Raw genomic sequence first — 16,298 nt, 5'->3', positions numbered from 1 at the left:
ATTGCGCACTTCGCCCGCGACCACTGAAAATCCGCGGCCCTCCTCGCCCGCGCGCGCCGCTTCCACGGCCGCGTTGAGCGCGAGAATATTGGTCTGGAACGCGATGCCCTCGATCACGCCGATGATGTCGGCGATGCTCTTGGCGCTTTCGTTAATCTGGTTCATCGTCGCGACCACGCGGCCCACCACGGCGCCGCCCTTCTCGGCGATCTGCGAGGCGTTGCCCGCCAGCGTGCTGGCCTGCTGCGCGTTTTCCGCGTTCAGGCGCACCGTCGACGTCAATTGCTCCATGCTGCTCGCGGTGCGTTCGAGCGCGACGGCCTGCTCTTCGGTGCGGTGCGAGAGATCGAGATTGCCGGTCGAGATCTCGCTCGATGCGCTGGCGATGGCCTCGGCGCTCGCAGCGATTTCCGCGACCGTGGTCGAGAGGCCGTTCTGCATGTCGCGCAGCGCGCCGAGCATGCTGGAGGCGTCGCGCGCATGCACCTTGACCGGCTGCGCGAGATCGCCCGAGGCGATGCGCGCGGCGATGGCCTTGGCATGCGCAGGCTCGCCGCCGAGTTGGTGCGCGAGACGCCGCACCACCCACTCGCTCACCACAAAGGCGAGCACGAAGAGCGCGACCGTCGCCACGGCGATCATCACGAACGAGGACTTGAAGATGAACGCCGACGCCGCGATGGTCGCCTTGGCCGCCGCACCGCGCTGCTCGACGATCTGATCGACGAGGGTTTCGAGCTTGCCGGTTTCGACCAGCAGCGAGACGTCCTGGGTGCCGACCTGCCAGCTCATCTGCGAAAGATCGAGCGGCTGCGCCTTCACGAGCGTGACGAAGTCGCGCAGATGGCCGCTCCAGGTTTGCGCCGCCGCGGCGAACTGCTTCTGTTGCGCGATGGCGTCGCCTCCCGATTGGGCCGCGTACTGGCCCAGCGCCTGAATCTCCGTGCCAAGCGTCGCGAGGTCTTTTTCGATGCCGTCGCCGAGTTCGTCGCGCTCTTTGGCCGTGGTGGCCGTGAGCAACATTTTCTGCGCGCGGCTCGCCCGCAGCACATGGCCGCGCGCTTCCTCGGCGGCGCGGCTCGCGACGTGGCCCTGTTCGTAAATCGACTGGGTGGAATCGTTAAGCCGGCTGATCTGCGCCAACGAAAACGCGCCGATCGCCAGTGTGCCGATCAGCACCACCGCAAAGGCAATGCGAAGCATCGCCTTGACCGAAAGCTTGCCGCTTTCCCTCGACTTCCCGTACTTCTTTCCCCGTGACGCGCCACCCGGTGCGGCGCTTGCTCCACTGTCCACTTCCGGCACGAAACTCGTGTGCAGGCTGGCCTCTTTGATTGCTCTCATCGTCCGTCGGTCTCCATGCAAAGCTGACGACCAGAGTCGGCGCTTTTGGCGCGTGTCTGGTTTCCTGCAAAGCGCTGATTGTTGTAGGACGCCACCTCCGCATCGATCCGATGACTATCGATGCGTGTTGCGTAGCGCCTCAACTCCGGTCAACGGCACGGCGTCGCGCATTCTTTAGTCGCGCGCACACCCTGCGTGTTCCGGCCCCGTAGCTTCGAATGTGTGTGCGGCCCTCGCCGCGCACACGCATGGGCCGGGTTATAACCGGCCAAAATCCGCGATCAATAAAGCCCGGCGAATTCGAGACAATCCTCGACGGGCCGCTGCGACAAGGCGTCGCGGCTCGACGCAAAAATCAAACCATCTGCAGATGTCCGATTCTCGACAAAATTTGTCAGGACGATTCAAGCGAGACACATTACACTGCGCTTCATAACTCCTATACATGACAACGTCACGCCATCGCCACGTGCGCCGCTGTTGCGCGACGCGGTGCCCGCGTGAGCCTCTTCTGCTTATCGACACCATGGAAACCAGTCTCGACAAGCGCGCCGTCACCGGCGCCGCTCCCGCGTCCGCCCAAAGTGCGCAAGGCGCCACGCCTGCCGCGTCCGGCGCGCAGCGCACCGTGTACTCCGTGCTCGGCGCGATCAGCTTTTCGCATCTGCTCAACGACATGATCCAGTCGCTGATCCTGGCCATCTACCCGATGCTCAAGGACAACTTCGCGCTGTCGTTCACGCAGATCGGCCTCATCACGCTCACTTACCAGATCACGGCTTCGATGCTGCAGCCGCTGGTGGGCGTCTACACCGACAAGAAACCGATGCCGTATTCGTTACCCGTCGGCATGGGCTTCACGCTCTGCGGTCTGCTGCTGATGTCGGTAGCGCCGAGCTTTGGCGTGCTGCTGGTCGCCGCCGCGCTGGTCGGCTGCGGCTCGTCGGTGTTCCATCCGGAATCGTCACGCGTCGCGCGCATGGCTTCGGGCGGCAAGCACGGTCTGGCGCAATCGCTCTTCCAGGTGGGCGGCAACGCGGGTTCGTCGCTCGGGCCGCTGCTGGCCGCCGCGATCATCATTCCGCACGGCCAGCGCAGCATCGCGTGGTTCTCGGCGGCGGCGCTGGTCGCGATCGTCGTGCTCACGCAGATCGGCCGCTGGTACAAGGCGCATCCGAATCTCAAGAAAAAGCGCGCCGAAGCGCCGCATGTCGTACTCTCGCGCGGCCGCGTGGCGATGGCCATCAGCATCCTCGTGCTGCTGGTGTTCTCGAAGTACTTCTATCTCGCGAGCATCAACAGCTACTTCACGTTCTATCTGATCGACCGTTTCCATCTGCCCGTGCAGGCGGCACAGGTGCATCTGTTCGTGTTCCTTGCGGCTGTCGCGGCGGGCACGATCATCGGCGGGCCGGTGGGCGACCGTATCGGCCGTAAATACGTGATCTGGGGTTCGATTCTGGGCGTGGCGCCCTTCACGCTGCTGCTGCCCTACGCCAACCTGTTCTGGACCAGCGTGCTGACGATCATCATCGGCGTGGTGCTGGCTTCGGCGTTCTCGGCGATCCTCGTGTATGCGCAGGAGCTGATTCCGGGCAAGGTGGGCATGGTCGCGGGCCTGTTCTTCGGCTTCGCGTTCGGTCTGGGCGGGATCGGCGCGGCGGTGCTCGGCCAGCTTGCGGATGCCACCAGCATCGGCTTCGTCTACAAGGTCTGCTCGTTCCTGCCGCTGATCGGCATCCTCACGGTGTTGCTGCCCGATATCGAGGGCAAACGGGCGAAGAAAGCTGTCTGACGCGTCGCACGCACGACGCGCTGCACGAAAGACCGGCCGGCTGCCTCTCAGGGCGCCGGCCGTTTTTCATGGCGCGCCGATTGCGTCAGCCCCGACTTGGACGGCCCGTCGCTTCGTACTAGTCTTGAAGCTATCGTCCGTGCCTGCGGGAGGTTCGTCATGCAACTGTCCACGGTAGACATCGTCAAGCCTGAGAACACCAACTTCATTCTCGGCCAGTCGCACTTCATCAAGACCGTCGAGGATCTGCACGAGGCGCTGTTTGGCGCGGTGCCGGGCCTCGCCTTCGGTCTGGCGTTCTGCGAGGCGTCGGGCAAGCGGCTCGTGCGGCGCTCGGGCACCCAGGACGCGCTCGTCGAGATGGCCACCGATAACGCCATGCGTATCGCGGCGGGCCATAGCTTCATCGTGTTTCTCGGCGACGGCTTTTTCCCAGTGAACGTACTGAACGCCGTGAAGGCCGTGCCCGAGGTGTGCCGTATTTTCTGCGCGACGGCCAATCCGACTCAGGTGCTGATTGCGCAAACGGATCAGGGGCGCGGCATCGTCGGCGTGGTGGACGGGCTGCCGCCGCTGGGTGTCGAAACCGAAGATGACGTGCGCTGGCGCAAGGATCTGCTGCGCGCCATCGGCTACAAAGCGGGCCTTTGAGCGCCAATGACTCCGCTCACCGAACAAACGCTCTGGCCGGCGCTACGCGCGCAGACGCAGCGCGCATTGGCGTGTGGCGCGTTGCAGCCGATTGAAACCGCGCTCTCGCATCTCGAACAGGACGGCGTGCGCTTCGCGATACGTCAGGTGTCCAGCCTCGCGCGCAAGGAGGCCGCGCGCCGCACCGATGCCTCGACCGCCAGCGGCGTCAATGCCACGCATCGCAATCCGTTTCTGCCTTATGAGCCCGATCTCTGCGTGGGCGATCTTTCGCCCACGCATGTCGCGCTGCTCAACAAGTACAACGTGATCGACGATCATTTGCTGATCGTCACGCGCCAGTTCGTGCCGCAGACCGCGCTGCTCGACCACCACGATTTCGAAGCGCTACTCGTGGCGCTGCGCGGCGGCGATACGCTGGGTTTCTACAACGGCGGCGAAGCGGCCGGCGCAAGCCAGCCGCACAAGCATCTGCAGGCCGTGCCGTTGCCGCTCGACGATGCGGGTTGGCCTGCGCCGCTCGAAGCGCTGTTTGCTTCGCTGAGCGTCACGGAGCGCGGCGCACGCATCAGCGCGCTGCCATTCGCGCATGGCTTCGCGCGGCTCGATCTATTGGCGGACGACGCGGCGCAAACCGCCCTCAAAACCTATCGCGCGCTGCTGCAAGCAACAGGCATCGACGCCATCGAAATCGACGGTCTCGCGCATCAGGGCGCGCCCTACAACCTGCTCGTCACGCGCCGCTGGATGCTGGTGGTGCCGCGCGCGGCGGAGCGCGTCGAAGGGATCTCGCTCAACGCGCTCGGTTTCGCGGGCTCGCTGTTCGTGCGCGACGCGCAGCAACGCGACGCGCTCGCACGCATCGGGCCGATGACGGCGCTCGCTCGCGTGGCGCAACCCGCCGCTTAGCTTCCTAGCCGATCCCCAGCCAGTCGCGCACCACGTCTTCGCGTTGCGCGAGCGTGCCCGGCGTGCCGTCGAACACGATGCGGCCATGCCCCATCACCGCGATGCGATCTGCCAGTTGCGGCGCGAGCGCAAGCCGCTGCTCGATCAGCAGGATCGCGACGCCGCGCTCGCGCAGCGTGTGCAGGCATGCCGCCACGCGCGCGGCCATCGGCGCGGACAGGCCCTCGGCGGGTTCGTCGACGATCAGGAGCTTTGGTGCGCCCAGCAGCGCACGGGCCAGCGCGAGCATCTGCTGCTCGCCGCCCGAGAGCACACCCGCGCGCGCGGCGCGGCGCTCGCGCAGGATCGGGAAAAGCGCGTGGGCGTCGGCGAGCGTGAAGCCCGCGGCGCGTTTCGTCATGCCCAGGCGCAGGTTGTCGTCGACGCTCAAGGTCGGGAAGATATCGCGCTGCTCCGCCACGTAGCCGAGACCCGCGCGCGCAACCTCAAAGGTGCGCAGCGACGCGAGATCGGTGCCCGCGAAACGCCGCACGCCCTCGGTCGTTACCATCGACATCAGCGCCTTTGCGAAGGTCGAGCGCCCCGAGCCGTTGCGTCCCGCGAGCGCCACCACTTCGCCCACGCCGATGCGCAGATCGACGCCGTGCAGGACCTGGCTCGCGCCGTACCACGCGCGCAGATTGACGACGTCGAGCAGCGGTGCCATCGCGTTGGCCTCACTCATCCGATGCTCCCGCAGCGCCAGTTGGCGTGCCGAAATACGCTTCGCGCACGGCGGCATTGGCACGAATCGCTGCGGGCGTGCCGGTCGCGATCACCCGGCCCTGCGCGAGCACCGAAACGCGATCGGCAAGACCGAACACGGCGTCCATGTCGTGCTCGATCAGCAGCACGGTTTTGCCCGCTGTCATCGTGCGGATCAGGTCGATGGCGCGTGCGGCTTCGGCGCGGTTCATGCCTGCCGTGGGCTCGTCGAGCAGCAGCGTGTGCGCGCCGCCCGCCAGCGCCAGGCCCAGATCGAGCGCGCGCTGCTGGGCATAGCTGAGCGCCGCCGCCGCGTGATTCGCCACATGAGAGAGATCGAGCGCGTCGAGCAATCCGGTTGCGCGCGCATCGATCTGTTTTGCTGCGCGCGAGGAGCCGAACCAGCGCGCCGTCAGCCCCGCCCCACCGCCCAGCGACGCCAGCATCGCGCAGCGCAGGTTGTCGCGCACCGACAGCTTCGCGAACACGCTCGTGCTCTGGAAGCTGCGCGCCAGACCGCGCCGGGCGAGCGCGGCGCTGGTCAAGCGCGTGACGTCCGCGCCGCGCAGCGCGATGCGGCCCGCGCTCGCGCGCCGCTCTCCGGCGATCAGGCTGAACAGCGTGGACTTGCCCGCGCCGTTCGGGCCGATCAGCGCGTGGCGTTCGCCCGCGTGAACATCGAGATCGACGCCACGCAGCACGCGCGTGGCCCCGAAGCGCTTTTCGATGCCGCATAGTTCGAGCGCGAGCGCGGTCATGGGCGCTCCTTGCTGGCTTCGTCGAGCGATGCGCAGGCCCGTTGTGCAAGCCACATGAGCCACGCCGCAGCCAGCGACAAAACCACGATCGCCGCCGCGAGCGCGCGCGACGCACCAGGCGACAGCGCGGCGAACCACGCACTCGCATCGTCGTCGCCGAAACGCAGCGCGTAGGCCCACTGCACCGCCAGCACGAGCGCGAGCGTGCCGCAGGCCGCCGCGAGCGCCGCCGACGCCCAGTACGCGCGACAACGCCGCCAGCCATACCGCGCAAGCGCCGCGCGCTGACGCGCCGCGAAACCCGCCAGCCCGTCTGGCGCGGCCAGCACCACGACGATGAAAAAGAGCCCGACGTAAAGCATCCACGCGCGCGACACGCTCGCCACACCGACGCTGAACCCGACCCACACGAGCGCGCCCAGCACTGGCCCGAAGAACGACGCCGTGCCGCCCGTCACCGTCGCGATCAGCACGCCAGCCGAGCGCGTCATACCCACGCTTTCCGCTGCGGCCAGCTCCACATTGATGAGCGCGAGCGTGCCCGCGACGCCCGCGAACGCCGACGCCAGCACGATCATCGCGCCCCGCACGCGCGCAGGCGACGCGCCGAGCGCCGCGGCGCGCACCGGGTTGTCGCGCACGGCGTTGGCAAGGCGCACGTACGGCGCGCGCGAGATCGCGTAGACCGCCGCGCTCGCCGCGAGACACCAGAGCGCGATCACGCAGTACGCCTCGCGCTGCGGCCCGAAGGTCCAGCCCGCGATGGCCGGTCCGCTCGCGCGGTCGATGGCGACGCCCGCTTCGCCGCCAAACCAGTCGGGCAACGCCCACGCGGCAGCCGCCACCAGTTCGCCCAGGCCCAGCGTAATCATCGCGAAGGCGGTGCCCGCGCGGCGCGCGGCGATGAGCGCAGTCAGCACGCCGACGGCTGCCCCTGCCGCGCCGCCCACGAAGGGCAAAATCGGCAGAGGCAGCGCTGAATAATTGAAAACCTGCGCCGCCGCCAGTGCGCCGAGACCCGCAGGCGCGGCGTGGCCGAACGAGAGCAGCCCGGTCTCGCCGAGCAGCAGGTTGTAGGAGAGCGCAAAGACGATCATCGTCGCGGCCTGGGCGAGGCAGGCAAGCAGCCAGCCCTGCGGCACGCCCGCAGGCGAGAGACACGCCGACACGAGCGGCGGCACGACCAGCAGCACCGCCAGCGCGATCCACGGCGCCAGACGCCAGGATGCGCGCAGGCGCTCATTCGTCGTCGATCGGGCGGCGGCCATGGCGCGTCAGGCGTCCTCGCCGCGCTGCCCGAGCAGCCCTTGCGGGCGCACGGCGAGCATCGCGACCAGCAGCAGATACGGCAGCATCGGCGCGATCTGCGCGAGCGTGAGCGCGCTCCACGCGGGCGCGAGCGTCACGCCGATCCGGTTGGCGAGCGCGCCGAACGAGACGTCGCTCGCCACCGCGAAGGTCTGCAGCCAACCCACCGCCAGCGAGGCGACGAACGCGCCGCCCAGCGATCCAAGCCCGCCCGTCACCACCACCACGAAAACGATCGAGCCGACCGATTCGGCCATCGCCGGTTCGACCACGAACAGCGGCGCGGCCACCGCGCCCGCCAGCGCCGCGAGCGCCGTGCCGAGCGCGAACACCAGCGTCTGCACGCGCGGCACGTCGTGGCCGAGCGCCTCGACGGCCTGCGGATGCGTGAGCGCGGCGCGCACGATCAGGCCCGTGCGCGAAACGCGCAGCGCCGCGAAGATCAGCCCGAACATCGCCACGGCCACGCCCATCGTGAAGGCGCGATAACGCGAGAACGCCGCGCCGCCGTAGGTGAACAGCGCGCCGTCGAGCCAGGCCGGCACCGGCGCCGCGAGCGGCTGAAGACCCCAGACGAGCTTGACGAGTTCGCCGATCGCCCACGCCGCGCCGAAGGTCAGCAGCAGCGCATTGAGGGGCCCGCCCGGGCGGGCGCGCCGTAGCAGCGTCGTCTCGAACACGGCGCCAGCCACGCCCGCGACGAGCGGCGCCAGCACCAGCGCCCAGCCAAACCCGAGCGTGCCCGCGAGCGTCACGCCCAGATACGCGCCGACCATGTAGAAGCTCGCATGCGCGAAGTTGAGCACGCCGAGCATGCTGAAGATCAGCGTGAGACCGGCGCACAGCATGAACAGCAGCAGGCCGTAGCTCGCGCCGTTGAGCGTGTCGATGACGAAGGCCTGCACCGTTTGGGGCGCTCCTCAGCCGTGCGTGTCGGCCAACGCCAGCGGCGCGAGCGCGGCGCGCAAGGCTTCGGGCAACGCGCTCACGGGGCGGCGCGTTTCGCGATCGACATAGACGTGCACGAAATGGCCCTGTGCGGCCGGCGTGCTCTCGCCTTCGCGAAAGAGACCCACTTCGTAGCGCACGCTCGACGAGCCAAGACGCGCCACGCGCAGCCCCGCCTCGACGCGCTCCGGAAACACCAGCGGCGCGAAGTAGTTGCACTGTGTTTCGACCACGAGGCCGATGGTCTCGCCATGCTCGACATCGAGCGCGCCTGCACGGATCAGATACTCGTTCACGACGGTGTCGAAGTAGCTGTAATAGACGACGTTGTTGACGTGGCCGTATACGTCGTTGTCCATCCAGCGCGTGGTGATGGACAGGAAGTGACGGTAATCGGAGCGGGCAATGGCGACGGGTCGGTTCATCGGGAGCGTGAAGTTCGGAAGAAGAAACGAAGCGTGACAGGAAAGCGCGGGATGCGATCAGTCGCCGGGACGTTCGACGAATTCGAACGGCAGACCGCGCCGGCGCATCCATTCGCCGAGCGCCTGGCCCGTGCCCGCGCGCCAGGGGCGTAGCTTCGCTGGCTCAACAAGACGGTATTCGAGCAACTCGGGAGAAAGCGCCACCGTGCCCGTCGCCTTCACGTGGTAGGCGATGATGAGTTCGTTCTTGCGGATGAATTCGTAGACGCCGACGAGATCGACGCTCTGCGCGTGCAAGCTGGTCTCTTCCAGCACCTCGCGCGCGATGCCCTCTTCCGGCGTCTCGCCGTTTTCGAGGAAACCGGTGATGAGCGCGAACATGCCTTCGGGCCACGCGGCGTTGCGCGCCAGCAGGATGCGCCCTTCGTATTCGACGATGGCCGCGACCACCGGCAGCGGGTTGTTCCAGTGCACGTAGGCGCAGACGGTGTCGGGGCACGCCATGCGCACGCGGCCGCCCTCGTGGGCGGGGTCGGCGCGCTCGACGAGACGCGAGGCGCAGCGCGGGCAAAACTGATAGTCGCTCATGGATCGATGGAAGTCGCAGAAAGCCGCAGGATTCGCACGAGCTTGTGCAAACGCGCGAAGCGGCTATTTTAGTGCGCTATCCATCGCGGCGTGCGAGCGCCGATTTTTGGCTTTTCGTGACGGCAAGCTCATTGCCCGCCGCGCAGCGTGCGCCACACGAGCCCCGCCGCGCCCGCAACCAGAGCCAGCGCCGCGAGCCACAACGACGGCGAGAACGAGCCGCTCGACGCTGCAAGCGGCGCAGCCACCAGCGGCCCGAGAATCTGGCCGATCCCGTATGCGCCGGTCGCGTAGCCCATCAGCGCGGCCGCGTGATCGCCGCGCATGATGCGCGCTTCGCGCATCGCGAACAGCGTGATTGCGGTGAACGGCAGGCCGATCAGCACGCTGCCCAACGAAAAGCCCGCCGCGTTCGGCCATACGATGCCCGACGCGATGCCCAGCGCCTGCAACACATAGCAGGCGGCCAGCAGCAGGCGGTTGTCCCAGTGCAGCGGCAGACGCGCCGCACACAACGCCCCGACGATCAGCGCCGCGCCGAACATCGGCCAGAACAGGTCCGGCCAGATCGAGCCGGGCAACGCGTGGCGCGCGATCACGGGCAGGAAGGTCGCGGTGATGATGTAGCCGAAACCGGGCACGCCGTAGAGCACGACCAGCCAGAAGGCGTCGGCGCGACTGGCGCGCGGTGCGCTTTGAGCACTCGTGTGAGCCGATGGCGCGGCGCCAGCCGGATGCGCAGGATACGGCGTTTCGACGAACACCGGCCAGACGATCGCCACGATCAGCGCGCACACCACGCCAAAGCCGATCCACCCCGCCCGCGCGCCGAAGCCGCCCGCCGCACTCACCAGCAATCCTGTCGCGACGATGCCCACACCCGGCCCGGTGTAGATCACCCCGCTCCACGCGTGCGCGCCCAGTTGCGTGAGGCGCCGCAAGCCCCATTGCGACGCGAACACGAAGGTCGCCGCACTCACCGCGCCCGCCACGAAGCGCACGATCGCCCAGAGCCAGAATGACTGCGTGAGACCCATCACGACGGTCAGCAGCGCCGTAGCCACCAGCCCGGCGCGCACGACGCGCGCGGGCGCGAAGCGCAGCGCCGCACAACCCATCGCGCCAACGAAATAACCGGCGTAGTTCAGCGAAGCCAGCCAGCTACCGTGTCTGAGATCGAGGCCGCCGCCGTGCAGCATCAGCGGCAGCAACGGCGTGAATGCAAAGCGGCCGATGCCCAGCGCCGCCGCGAGCGTCAGCATGCAGGCGAGTGCGGCACGGCGCGCTTCATGGGGACGGTGGACCGGTTGCGCGAAGGGCGCGTTCGGAACGTTCGGGGCGTTGGGGCGGGAAGCGGTGTTGTTCATGATCGGCGCCGTGTGCAGACAAAATCGGGACAAATGAGGCATCGCGCGCGACGCCGTTCCGATCATCCTAGTCGCCCAGAACGTTCACGAAAAATGAATTATCATGAATCAATCCATTCCAAGGAGAGAATCATGGATCTGGCCGCGCTGGCGATCTTTCGGGCCGTGGTCCGCGAAAACGGCGTGACGCGAGCCGCTGCGAAGCTCAATCGCGTGCAGTCCAACGTCACCACGCGCATCAAGCAGCTTGAGGAGCAGCTCGGCACGCCGCTCTTTACGCGCGATGGCCGCCGCCTCGTCCTGACGCCCGCCGGCGAAACGCTGCTGCCCTACGCCGAACGTCTGCTCGCGCTCGCCGACGAAGCGCGCCACGCGCTCAAGGCCGGGCGTCCGTCCGGCCGCCTGCGGCTGGGCACCATGGAAAGCACTGCGGCGAGCCGCCTGCCTGGCGTCCTCGCCCACTATCACCAGAACTGGCCCGACGTGACGCTGGAACTGGAAACCGGTACGACCGGCTGCCTCATCGAGCGTCTGCGCGAATTCGAGGTCGATGCCGCGCTGATCGCCACGCCGCTGGCCGGGCAGCCCGACCCGGAAGTGTTCGACTGCGTGCCGGTGTATCGCGAGGAACTGGTCATGATCACGCCGCGCGGGCATCGGCCGATCCGCCAGCCGGGCGACGTCGCGCTATCGACGCTGGTGGCGTTCGAGCGCGGCTGCGCGTACCGCAGCTACGTTGAAGCGTGGTATCTGGAGCATGGCATCCGGCCCACACGGGTGCTGGAACTGGGCTCGTATCACGCGATCGTGGCCTGCGTGGCGGCGGGTGCGGGCGTGGCGGTCGCGCCGCGTTCGGTGCTCGATGTACAACGCAGCGCCGATGACTTCACGATTCATTCGCTCGGCGAACCCGGCCGGATCGACACCTTGCTCGTGTGGCGGCGCGGGCATTTCTCGCCGGCGCTCGACGCGCTTAAATCGGCGTTGCTGGAGCACGCGCGCAGCGAAACGCCTGCGGCAACCGAAACCGCCTCGGCCTGACACGTTCGCCAGCCGCGCACAAACAAAAAGGGCTGCCCTCGCAGGCAGCCCTTTTTTCATGGGGGAAGCGACGCGCTTACAGCTTCGCTTCGACCCAGCCCTTCACGCCCGCGAGCGCGGCCGGCAGGTTCGCCGGTTCCGTGCCGCCAGCCTGCGCCATGTCCGGACGGCCACCGCCCTTGCCGCCCACCTGCTGGGCGACGAAGTTCACCAGTTCGCCGGCCTTGACCTTCTTGCTGGCTTCGGCGGTCACGCCCGCGATCAGGCTGACCTTGCCGCCTTCGACGGCCGCCAGCACGATCGCCGCGCTCTTGAGCTTGTCCTTGAGCTTGTCGACGGTTTCGCGCAGCGTCTTGGAATCCGCGCCTTCGAGCGTCGCGGCCAGCACATGCACGCCGTTCACTTCGATGGCCTGGCCCGCGAGTTCGTCGCCCTGGCTCGACGCCATCTTCGACTTGAGCGCGCCCAGTTCCTTCTCCAACGACTTGACCTGGTCCTGCACCTGCGCGATGCGCTGCGTCAGTTCCGAAGGCTGCGCCTTGAGCGCCGCCGCCGCTGCGTTCACACGCGCGTCCAGATCCTGCACGAAGCGCACGGCGTTGTCGCCCGTGATCGCTTCCACGCGGCGGATGCCGGCAGCAACGCCGCCTTCCATCACGATCTTGAACAGGCCGATGTCGCCGCTGCGCTGCACGTGCGTGCCGCCGCAGAGTTCGCGCGAGAAGCCGAGATCCATCACGCGCACTTCGTCGCCGTACTTTTCGCCGAACAGCGCCATCGCGCCGCCCTTCACCGCTTCGTCGTACGACATCACGCGCACCACGCCCGGCGCGTTGGCGAGCACTTCCGCGTTGACGATCTGCTCGACGCGGCGGATTTCGTCGTCCGTCATCGGCGCGTTGTGGGCGAAGTCGAAGCGGGTTTTGTCGGCATCGACGAGCGAGCCCTTCTGTTGCACGTGGCCGCCGAGCACTTCACGCAGCGCCTTGTGCATCAGGTGGGTCGCCGAGTGGTTGCGCGCGGTGCGAGCGCGGCGCACCGCGTCGATTTCCGCCTTCACGACGTCACCGACCTTCAGCGTGCCCTGTTCCAGCGTGCCGTGGTGACCGAACACATCGGCCTGAACCTTGAGCGTATCGGCCACCGCAAAGCGGATGCTGGCGTTCGCGATCACGCCCTGGTCGCCGGCCTGACCGCCCGACTCCGCGTAGAACGGCGTGTGGTCGAGCACAACCACGGCGTCCTGGCCGCTCTGCACTTCATTGACCGATGCGCCATCGACGTAGAGCGCGACCACCTTGGCGTCGTCGAAGATGATCTCTTCGTAGCCGTGGAACGTGGTCTTCGCGCCCGAGTATTCGAGGCCTTGCGCCATCTTGAATTTGCCCGCCGCGCGAGCCTGTTCGCGCTGGCGCGCCATCGCTTCGTCGAAGGCGGCTTCGTCGACCGTGACATTGCGCTCGCGGCAGACGTCGGCCGTGAGGTCGAGCGGGAAGCCGTAGGTGTCGTGCAGCTTGAACGCGAGTTCGCCGTCGAGCGTCTTGCCGCCCTTGGCGTCCAGATCCGCCAGCGCCGCGTCGAGGATCGACATGCCGTGTTCGATGGTTTCGAAGAAGCGCTCTTCTTCCTGGCGAAGCACGTCCGTCACGCGTTGCTGCGCTTCGGCCAGTTCCGGATAGGCCACGCCCATTTCCGCGACCAGATCGGCCACCAGTTTGTTGAAGAACGCGCCCTTGCGGCCGAGCTTGTAACCATGGCGGATCGCGCGGCGCACGATACGGCGCAGCACGTAGCCGCGGCCTTCGTTGCCCGGAATCACGCCGTCGACGATCAGGAACGAGCAAGCGCGGATGTGATCGGCGATCACCTTCAGCGAGTTGTGTTCCAGGTCGCTGATGCCGGTTTCGCGCGCAGCCGCCTTGATCAGATTCTGGAACAGGTCGATCTCGTAGTTGCTGTGCACGTGCTGCAGCACGGCGGCCAGACGCTCGAGTCCCATGCCCGTATCGACGCACTGCTTGGGCAGCGGCGTCATGTTGCCCTGGGCATCGCGGTTGAACTGCATGAACACTAGATTCCAGATCTCGATGAAGCGGTCGCCGTCTTCCTCAGGCGATCCCGGGGGGCCGCCCCAGATTTCCGGGCCGTGGTCGTAGAACACTTCCGAGCACGGGCCGCACGGGCCGGTGTCGGCCATCTGCCAGAAGTTGTCCGAGGCGTAGCGCGAACCCTTGTTGTCGCCGATGCGGATGATACGCTCGACCGGCACGCCGATTTCCTTCGCCCAGATGTCGAAGGCTTCGTCGTCTTCCTGGTAGACCGTGACGGTGAGCTTCTCTGCCGGCAGCGCGTAGACCTTGGTCAGCAGTTCCCAGCAGTAGTGGATCGCGTCGCGCTTGAAGTAGTCGCCGAACGAGAAGTTACCGAGCATCTCGAAGAACGTGTGGTGACGCGCGGTGTAGCCGACGTTTTCGAGGTCGTTGTGCTTGCCGCCTGCGCGCACGCTGCGCTGCGCGGTGGTCGCGCGCGAGTACGGGCGCGATTCGGCGCCGAGGAACACGTCCTTGAACTGCACCATGCCCGAGTTGGTAAAGAGCAAGGTGGGGTCGTTGCCCGGCACGAGGCTCGACGAGCGCACGATCGTGTGGCCCTTCGATTCGAAGAACTTGAGGAATTTCTCGCGGATTTCGGAGGCTTTCATGGCGTGCTGTATTTACCTTCGGGGCGTCTGTGCTGAATCTTGTCCGATCTCGGAAACCGCGCCTGGCCACGTCTGCCAGCGCACGCATTTCGTCGATGCTGAATCGACCGATTATACGGGATCGCCGCACGCTCGCGGCGGCGCGCGCAGGGTGGTTGGCATGCTTGCGACAGTGATGTGCGCATGCATCGGCCATCCAGTTTTGTTCCGCTTAGCGAAACATCGTACCGAAATTTGACACGCCGTACGCTGGATCGCTTAAGATGGCCCGAACTAGAACGACATTGGAAGACACCGTATGGGCGCTCTGAGCCACATCCGCGTACTCGATCTCACCCGCGTCCTGGCCGGACCGTGGTGTGCACAGACTCTCGCCGATTTCGGCGCCGACGTCATCAAGGTGGAGCGCCCCGGCGCCGGCGACGACACGCGCCACTGGGGGCCGCCGTACCTGAAGACGCCCGCGGGCGAAGATACGGCCGAAGCCGCCTACTATCTCGCCCCGAACCGCAACAAGCGCTCGGTCACCGTCGATATCGCCACGCCCGAAGGCCAGCGCATCGTGCGCGAGCTGGCCGCGCAGAGCGACGTCGTGCTCGAAAACTACAAGGCGGGGCAACTCAGGAAATACGGACTCGATTACGCGTCGCTGCGCGAAGTGAAGCCCGATATCGTCTACTGCTCGGTGACGGGCTTCGGCCAGACCGGGCCGTATGCGTCGCGCGCGGGCTACGACTTCATCGTGCAAGGCATGGGCGGTTTCATGAGCATTACCGGCGAGCGGGATGCCCTGCCCGGCGGCGGTCCGCAAAAAGCGGGCGTGGCCATCGCCGATCTGATGACCGGCATGTACGCGACCGTTGCCGTGCTCACCGCGCTGGCGCACCGCGACCGTACCGGCGAAGGCCAGTACATCGACATGGCGCTGCTCGACGTGCAGGTGGCAATGCTCGCCAACATGAATGCGAACTACCTCGCGAGCGGCACGCCGCCCGCGCGCTGGGGCAACGCCCATCCGAACATCGTGCCCTATCAGGCGTTCCAGACCAGCGACAGCTGGATCATTCTCGCGATCGGCAACGACGGGCAGTTCCGCAAGTTCGTCGAGGTGGCGGGCCGCCCGGATCTGGCCGACGACGTGCGCTTCGCGACCAATCCGGAGCGAGTTCGCCATCGCGAAACTCTGGTGCCGATCGTCGCCGACCTGATCCGCACGCGCAGCAAGGCCGACTGGATCGGCGCGCTGGAGGGCGCGGGCGTGCCGTGCGGGCCGATCAACAATCTCGCCGAAGTGTTCGAAAACGAGCAGGTGATCGCGCGCGGCATGCAGGTGGATGTGCCGCATCCGTCGGGCGGCACGGCGCGGCTCGTGCGCAACCCCATCCGCATGAGCGGCACGCCGCCCACTGTGGCGGGCCATCCGCCGACGCTCGGCGAACATACGGAGGCGGTGCTGCGCGACGTGCTGGGCTATGACGGCGATCGAGTGGCGGCGTTGCGGGATAAGGGCGTGGTTTGACGCGCGGGCGGCGGATTCAGCGCGCCTTCATCGACATCAGCCATTCGAAGCCTTGCGGCCAGTCGGCCAGGCCACTTTCCGCGTTGATGTGGCCGCGCTCGCCGATGTCCATCCAGCGGCTGCCCCACGCGTTGGCGCAGCGCTGCGAGAACGCCACGCCGCCATAAGGATCGTCGGTGCTCGCCACCACCACGCTCTCG

At 67.1% G+C, this 16,298-nt stretch carries 15 protein-coding genes; 5 read left to right on the top strand and 10 right to left on the bottom strand.

What is annotated here, in order from left to right:
• A partial coding sequence (locus VG320_RS27550) for a methyl-accepting chemotaxis protein (RefSeq protein WP_414696134.1) occupies positions 1–1,203 on the bottom strand: 1,203 nt, incomplete at its 3' end.
• 667 nt (positions 1,204–1,870) lie between these two features.
• Between VG320_RS27550 and VG320_RS27545 the strand changes: the two genes are divergently transcribed.
• The 3 genes from VG320_RS27545 (at position 1,871) to VG320_RS27535 (ending at position 4,699) form a co-directional block, all read left to right on the top strand.
• Entirely contained in the window at positions 1,871–3,139 is a 1,269-nt protein-coding gene (locus VG320_RS27545) for an MFS transporter (RefSeq protein ID WP_327203236.1), read from the top strand.
• 159 nt (positions 3,140–3,298) lie between these two features.
• Entirely contained in the window at positions 3,299–3,790 is a 492-nt protein-coding gene (locus VG320_RS27540) for an adenosine-specific kinase (RefSeq protein ID WP_327203235.1), read from the top strand.
• A 6-nt stretch (positions 3,791–3,796) separates the two neighbouring features.
• A complete protein-coding gene (locus tag VG320_RS27535) occupies positions 3,797–4,699 on the top strand; it encodes an ATP adenylyltransferase family protein (RefSeq protein WP_327203234.1) in 903 nt (300 codons plus the stop codon).
• Between the two features lie 4 nt (positions 4,700–4,703).
• Here VG320_RS27535 and VG320_RS27530 read toward each other — a convergent pair whose 3' ends face one another.
• From VG320_RS27530 to VG320_RS27500, 7 genes are all read right to left on the bottom strand, one after another.
• Positions 4,704–5,405: an ABC transporter ATP-binding protein gene (locus VG320_RS27530; protein WP_327203238.1), complete on the bottom strand. Its 702-nt coding sequence runs from the start codon at positions 5,403–5,405 to the stop codon at positions 4,704–4,706.
• Between the two features lie 10 nt (positions 5,406–5,415).
• The gene (locus VG320_RS27525; protein WP_327203233.1) at positions 5,416–6,201 is read right to left on the bottom strand and encodes an ABC transporter ATP-binding protein; all 786 of its coding nucleotides are present in this window, start codon (positions 6,199–6,201) and stop codon (positions 5,416–5,418) included.
• On the bottom strand, positions 6,198–7,469 hold the full coding sequence (locus VG320_RS27520; RefSeq protein ID WP_327203232.1) for a branched-chain amino acid ABC transporter permease: 1,272 nt from the start codon (positions 7,467–7,469) through the stop codon (positions 6,198–6,200). The genes VG320_RS27525 and VG320_RS27520 overlap by 4 nt, the downstream gene beginning before the upstream one ends.
• Before the next feature lie 6 nt (positions 7,470–7,475).
• On the bottom strand, positions 7,476–8,414 hold the full coding sequence (locus VG320_RS27515) for a branched-chain amino acid ABC transporter permease (protein ID WP_327203231.1): 939 nt from the start codon (positions 8,412–8,414) through the stop codon (positions 7,476–7,478).
• A 15-nt stretch (positions 8,415–8,429) separates the two neighbouring features.
• Positions 8,430–8,882: a thioesterase family protein gene (locus VG320_RS27510; protein WP_327203230.1), complete on the bottom strand. Its 453-nt coding sequence runs from the start codon at positions 8,880–8,882 to the stop codon at positions 8,430–8,432.
• A 57-nt stretch (positions 8,883–8,939) separates the two neighbouring features.
• Positions 8,940–9,470: an NUDIX domain-containing protein gene (locus VG320_RS27505; protein WP_327203229.1), complete on the bottom strand. Its 531-nt coding sequence runs from the start codon at positions 9,468–9,470 to the stop codon at positions 8,940–8,942.
• A 128-nt stretch (positions 9,471–9,598) separates the two neighbouring features.
• Positions 9,599–10,837 (bottom strand): YbfB/YjiJ family MFS transporter, encoded by a 1,239-nt coding sequence (locus tag VG320_RS27500; RefSeq protein ID WP_327203228.1) that lies wholly within the window; start codon positions 10,835–10,837, stop codon positions 9,599–9,601.
• Positions 10,838–10,969: 132 nt separating this feature from the next.
• On the opposite strand from VG320_RS27500, the gene VG320_RS27495 reads away from it, so the two are divergent.
• Entirely contained in the window at positions 10,970–11,878 is a 909-nt protein-coding gene (locus tag VG320_RS27495) for a LysR family transcriptional regulator (RefSeq protein WP_327203227.1), read from the top strand.
• Positions 11,879–11,954: 76 nt separating this feature from the next.
• Here the strand turns inward: VG320_RS27495 and alaS are convergent, their stop codons facing one another.
• Entirely contained in the window at positions 11,955–14,579 is a 2,625-nt protein-coding gene (gene alaS / locus VG320_RS27490) for an alanine--tRNA ligase (protein WP_327203226.1), read from the bottom strand.
• A 298-nt stretch (positions 14,580–14,877) separates the two neighbouring features.
• Here alaS and VG320_RS27485 point away from each other — a divergent pair, with 298 nt between their 5' ends.
• The gene (locus tag VG320_RS27485) at positions 14,878–16,098 is read left to right on the top strand and encodes a CaiB/BaiF CoA-transferase family protein (RefSeq protein ID WP_327203225.1); all 1,221 of its coding nucleotides are present in this window, start codon (positions 14,878–14,880) and stop codon (positions 16,096–16,098) included.
• A gap of 16 nt (positions 16,099–16,114) precedes the next feature.
• Here VG320_RS27485 and VG320_RS27480 read toward each other — a convergent pair.
• Positions 16,115–16,298, bottom strand: a 184-nt coding sequence (locus VG320_RS27480; RefSeq protein ID WP_327203224.1) for an RBBP9/YdeN family alpha/beta hydrolase, incomplete at its 5' end; no start/stop codon positions are given.

The organism is Paraburkholderia sp. (genome assembly GCF_035948235.1).
GTDB lineage: Bacteria > Pseudomonadota > Gammaproteobacteria > Burkholderiales > Burkholderiaceae > Paraburkholderia.
This window is presented reverse-complemented; position numbering and strand designations above follow the sequence as displayed.

What these genes read in the sequence shown, in the direction of transcription:
- alaS (WP_327203226.1), bottom strand. Translation starts at nt 14,579, where the DNA reads ATGAAAGCCTCCGAAATCCGCGAGAAATTCCTCAAGTTCTTCGAATCG.
- VG320_RS27485 (WP_327203225.1), top strand. Translation starts at nt 14,878, where the DNA reads ATGGGCGCTCTGAGCCACATCCGCGTACTCGATCTCACCCGCGTCCTG.
- VG320_RS27500 (WP_327203228.1), bottom strand. Translation starts at nt 10,837, where the DNA reads ATGAACAACACCGCTTCCCGCCCCAACGCCCCGAACGTTCCGAACGCG.
- VG320_RS27520 (WP_327203232.1), bottom strand. Translation starts at nt 7,469, where the DNA reads ATGGCCGCCGCCCGATCGACGACGAATGAGCGCCTGCGCGCATCCTGG.
- VG320_RS27530 (WP_327203238.1), bottom strand. Translation starts at nt 5,405, where the DNA reads ATGGCACCGCTGCTCGACGTCGTCAATCTGCGCGCGTGGTACGGCGCG.
- VG320_RS27545 (WP_327203236.1), top strand. Translation starts at nt 1,871, where the DNA reads ATGGAAACCAGTCTCGACAAGCGCGCCGTCACCGGCGCCGCTCCCGCG.
- VG320_RS27510 (WP_327203230.1), bottom strand. Translation starts at nt 8,882, where the DNA reads ATGAACCGACCCGTCGCCATTGCCCGCTCCGATTACCGTCACTTCCTG.
- VG320_RS27505 (WP_327203229.1), bottom strand. Translation starts at nt 9,470, where the DNA reads ATGAGCGACTATCAGTTTTGCCCGCGCTGCGCCTCGCGTCTCGTCGAG.
- VG320_RS27525 (WP_327203233.1), bottom strand. Translation starts at nt 6,201, where the DNA reads ATGACCGCGCTCGCGCTCGAACTATGCGGCATCGAAAAGCGCTTCGGG.
- VG320_RS27535 (WP_327203234.1), top strand. Translation starts at nt 3,797, where the DNA reads ATGACTCCGCTCACCGAACAAACGCTCTGGCCGGCGCTACGCGCGCAG.
- VG320_RS27495 (WP_327203227.1), top strand. Translation starts at nt 10,970, where the DNA reads ATGGATCTGGCCGCGCTGGCGATCTTTCGGGCCGTGGTCCGCGAAAAC.
- VG320_RS27540 (WP_327203235.1), top strand. Translation starts at nt 3,299, where the DNA reads ATGCAACTGTCCACGGTAGACATCGTCAAGCCTGAGAACACCAACTTC.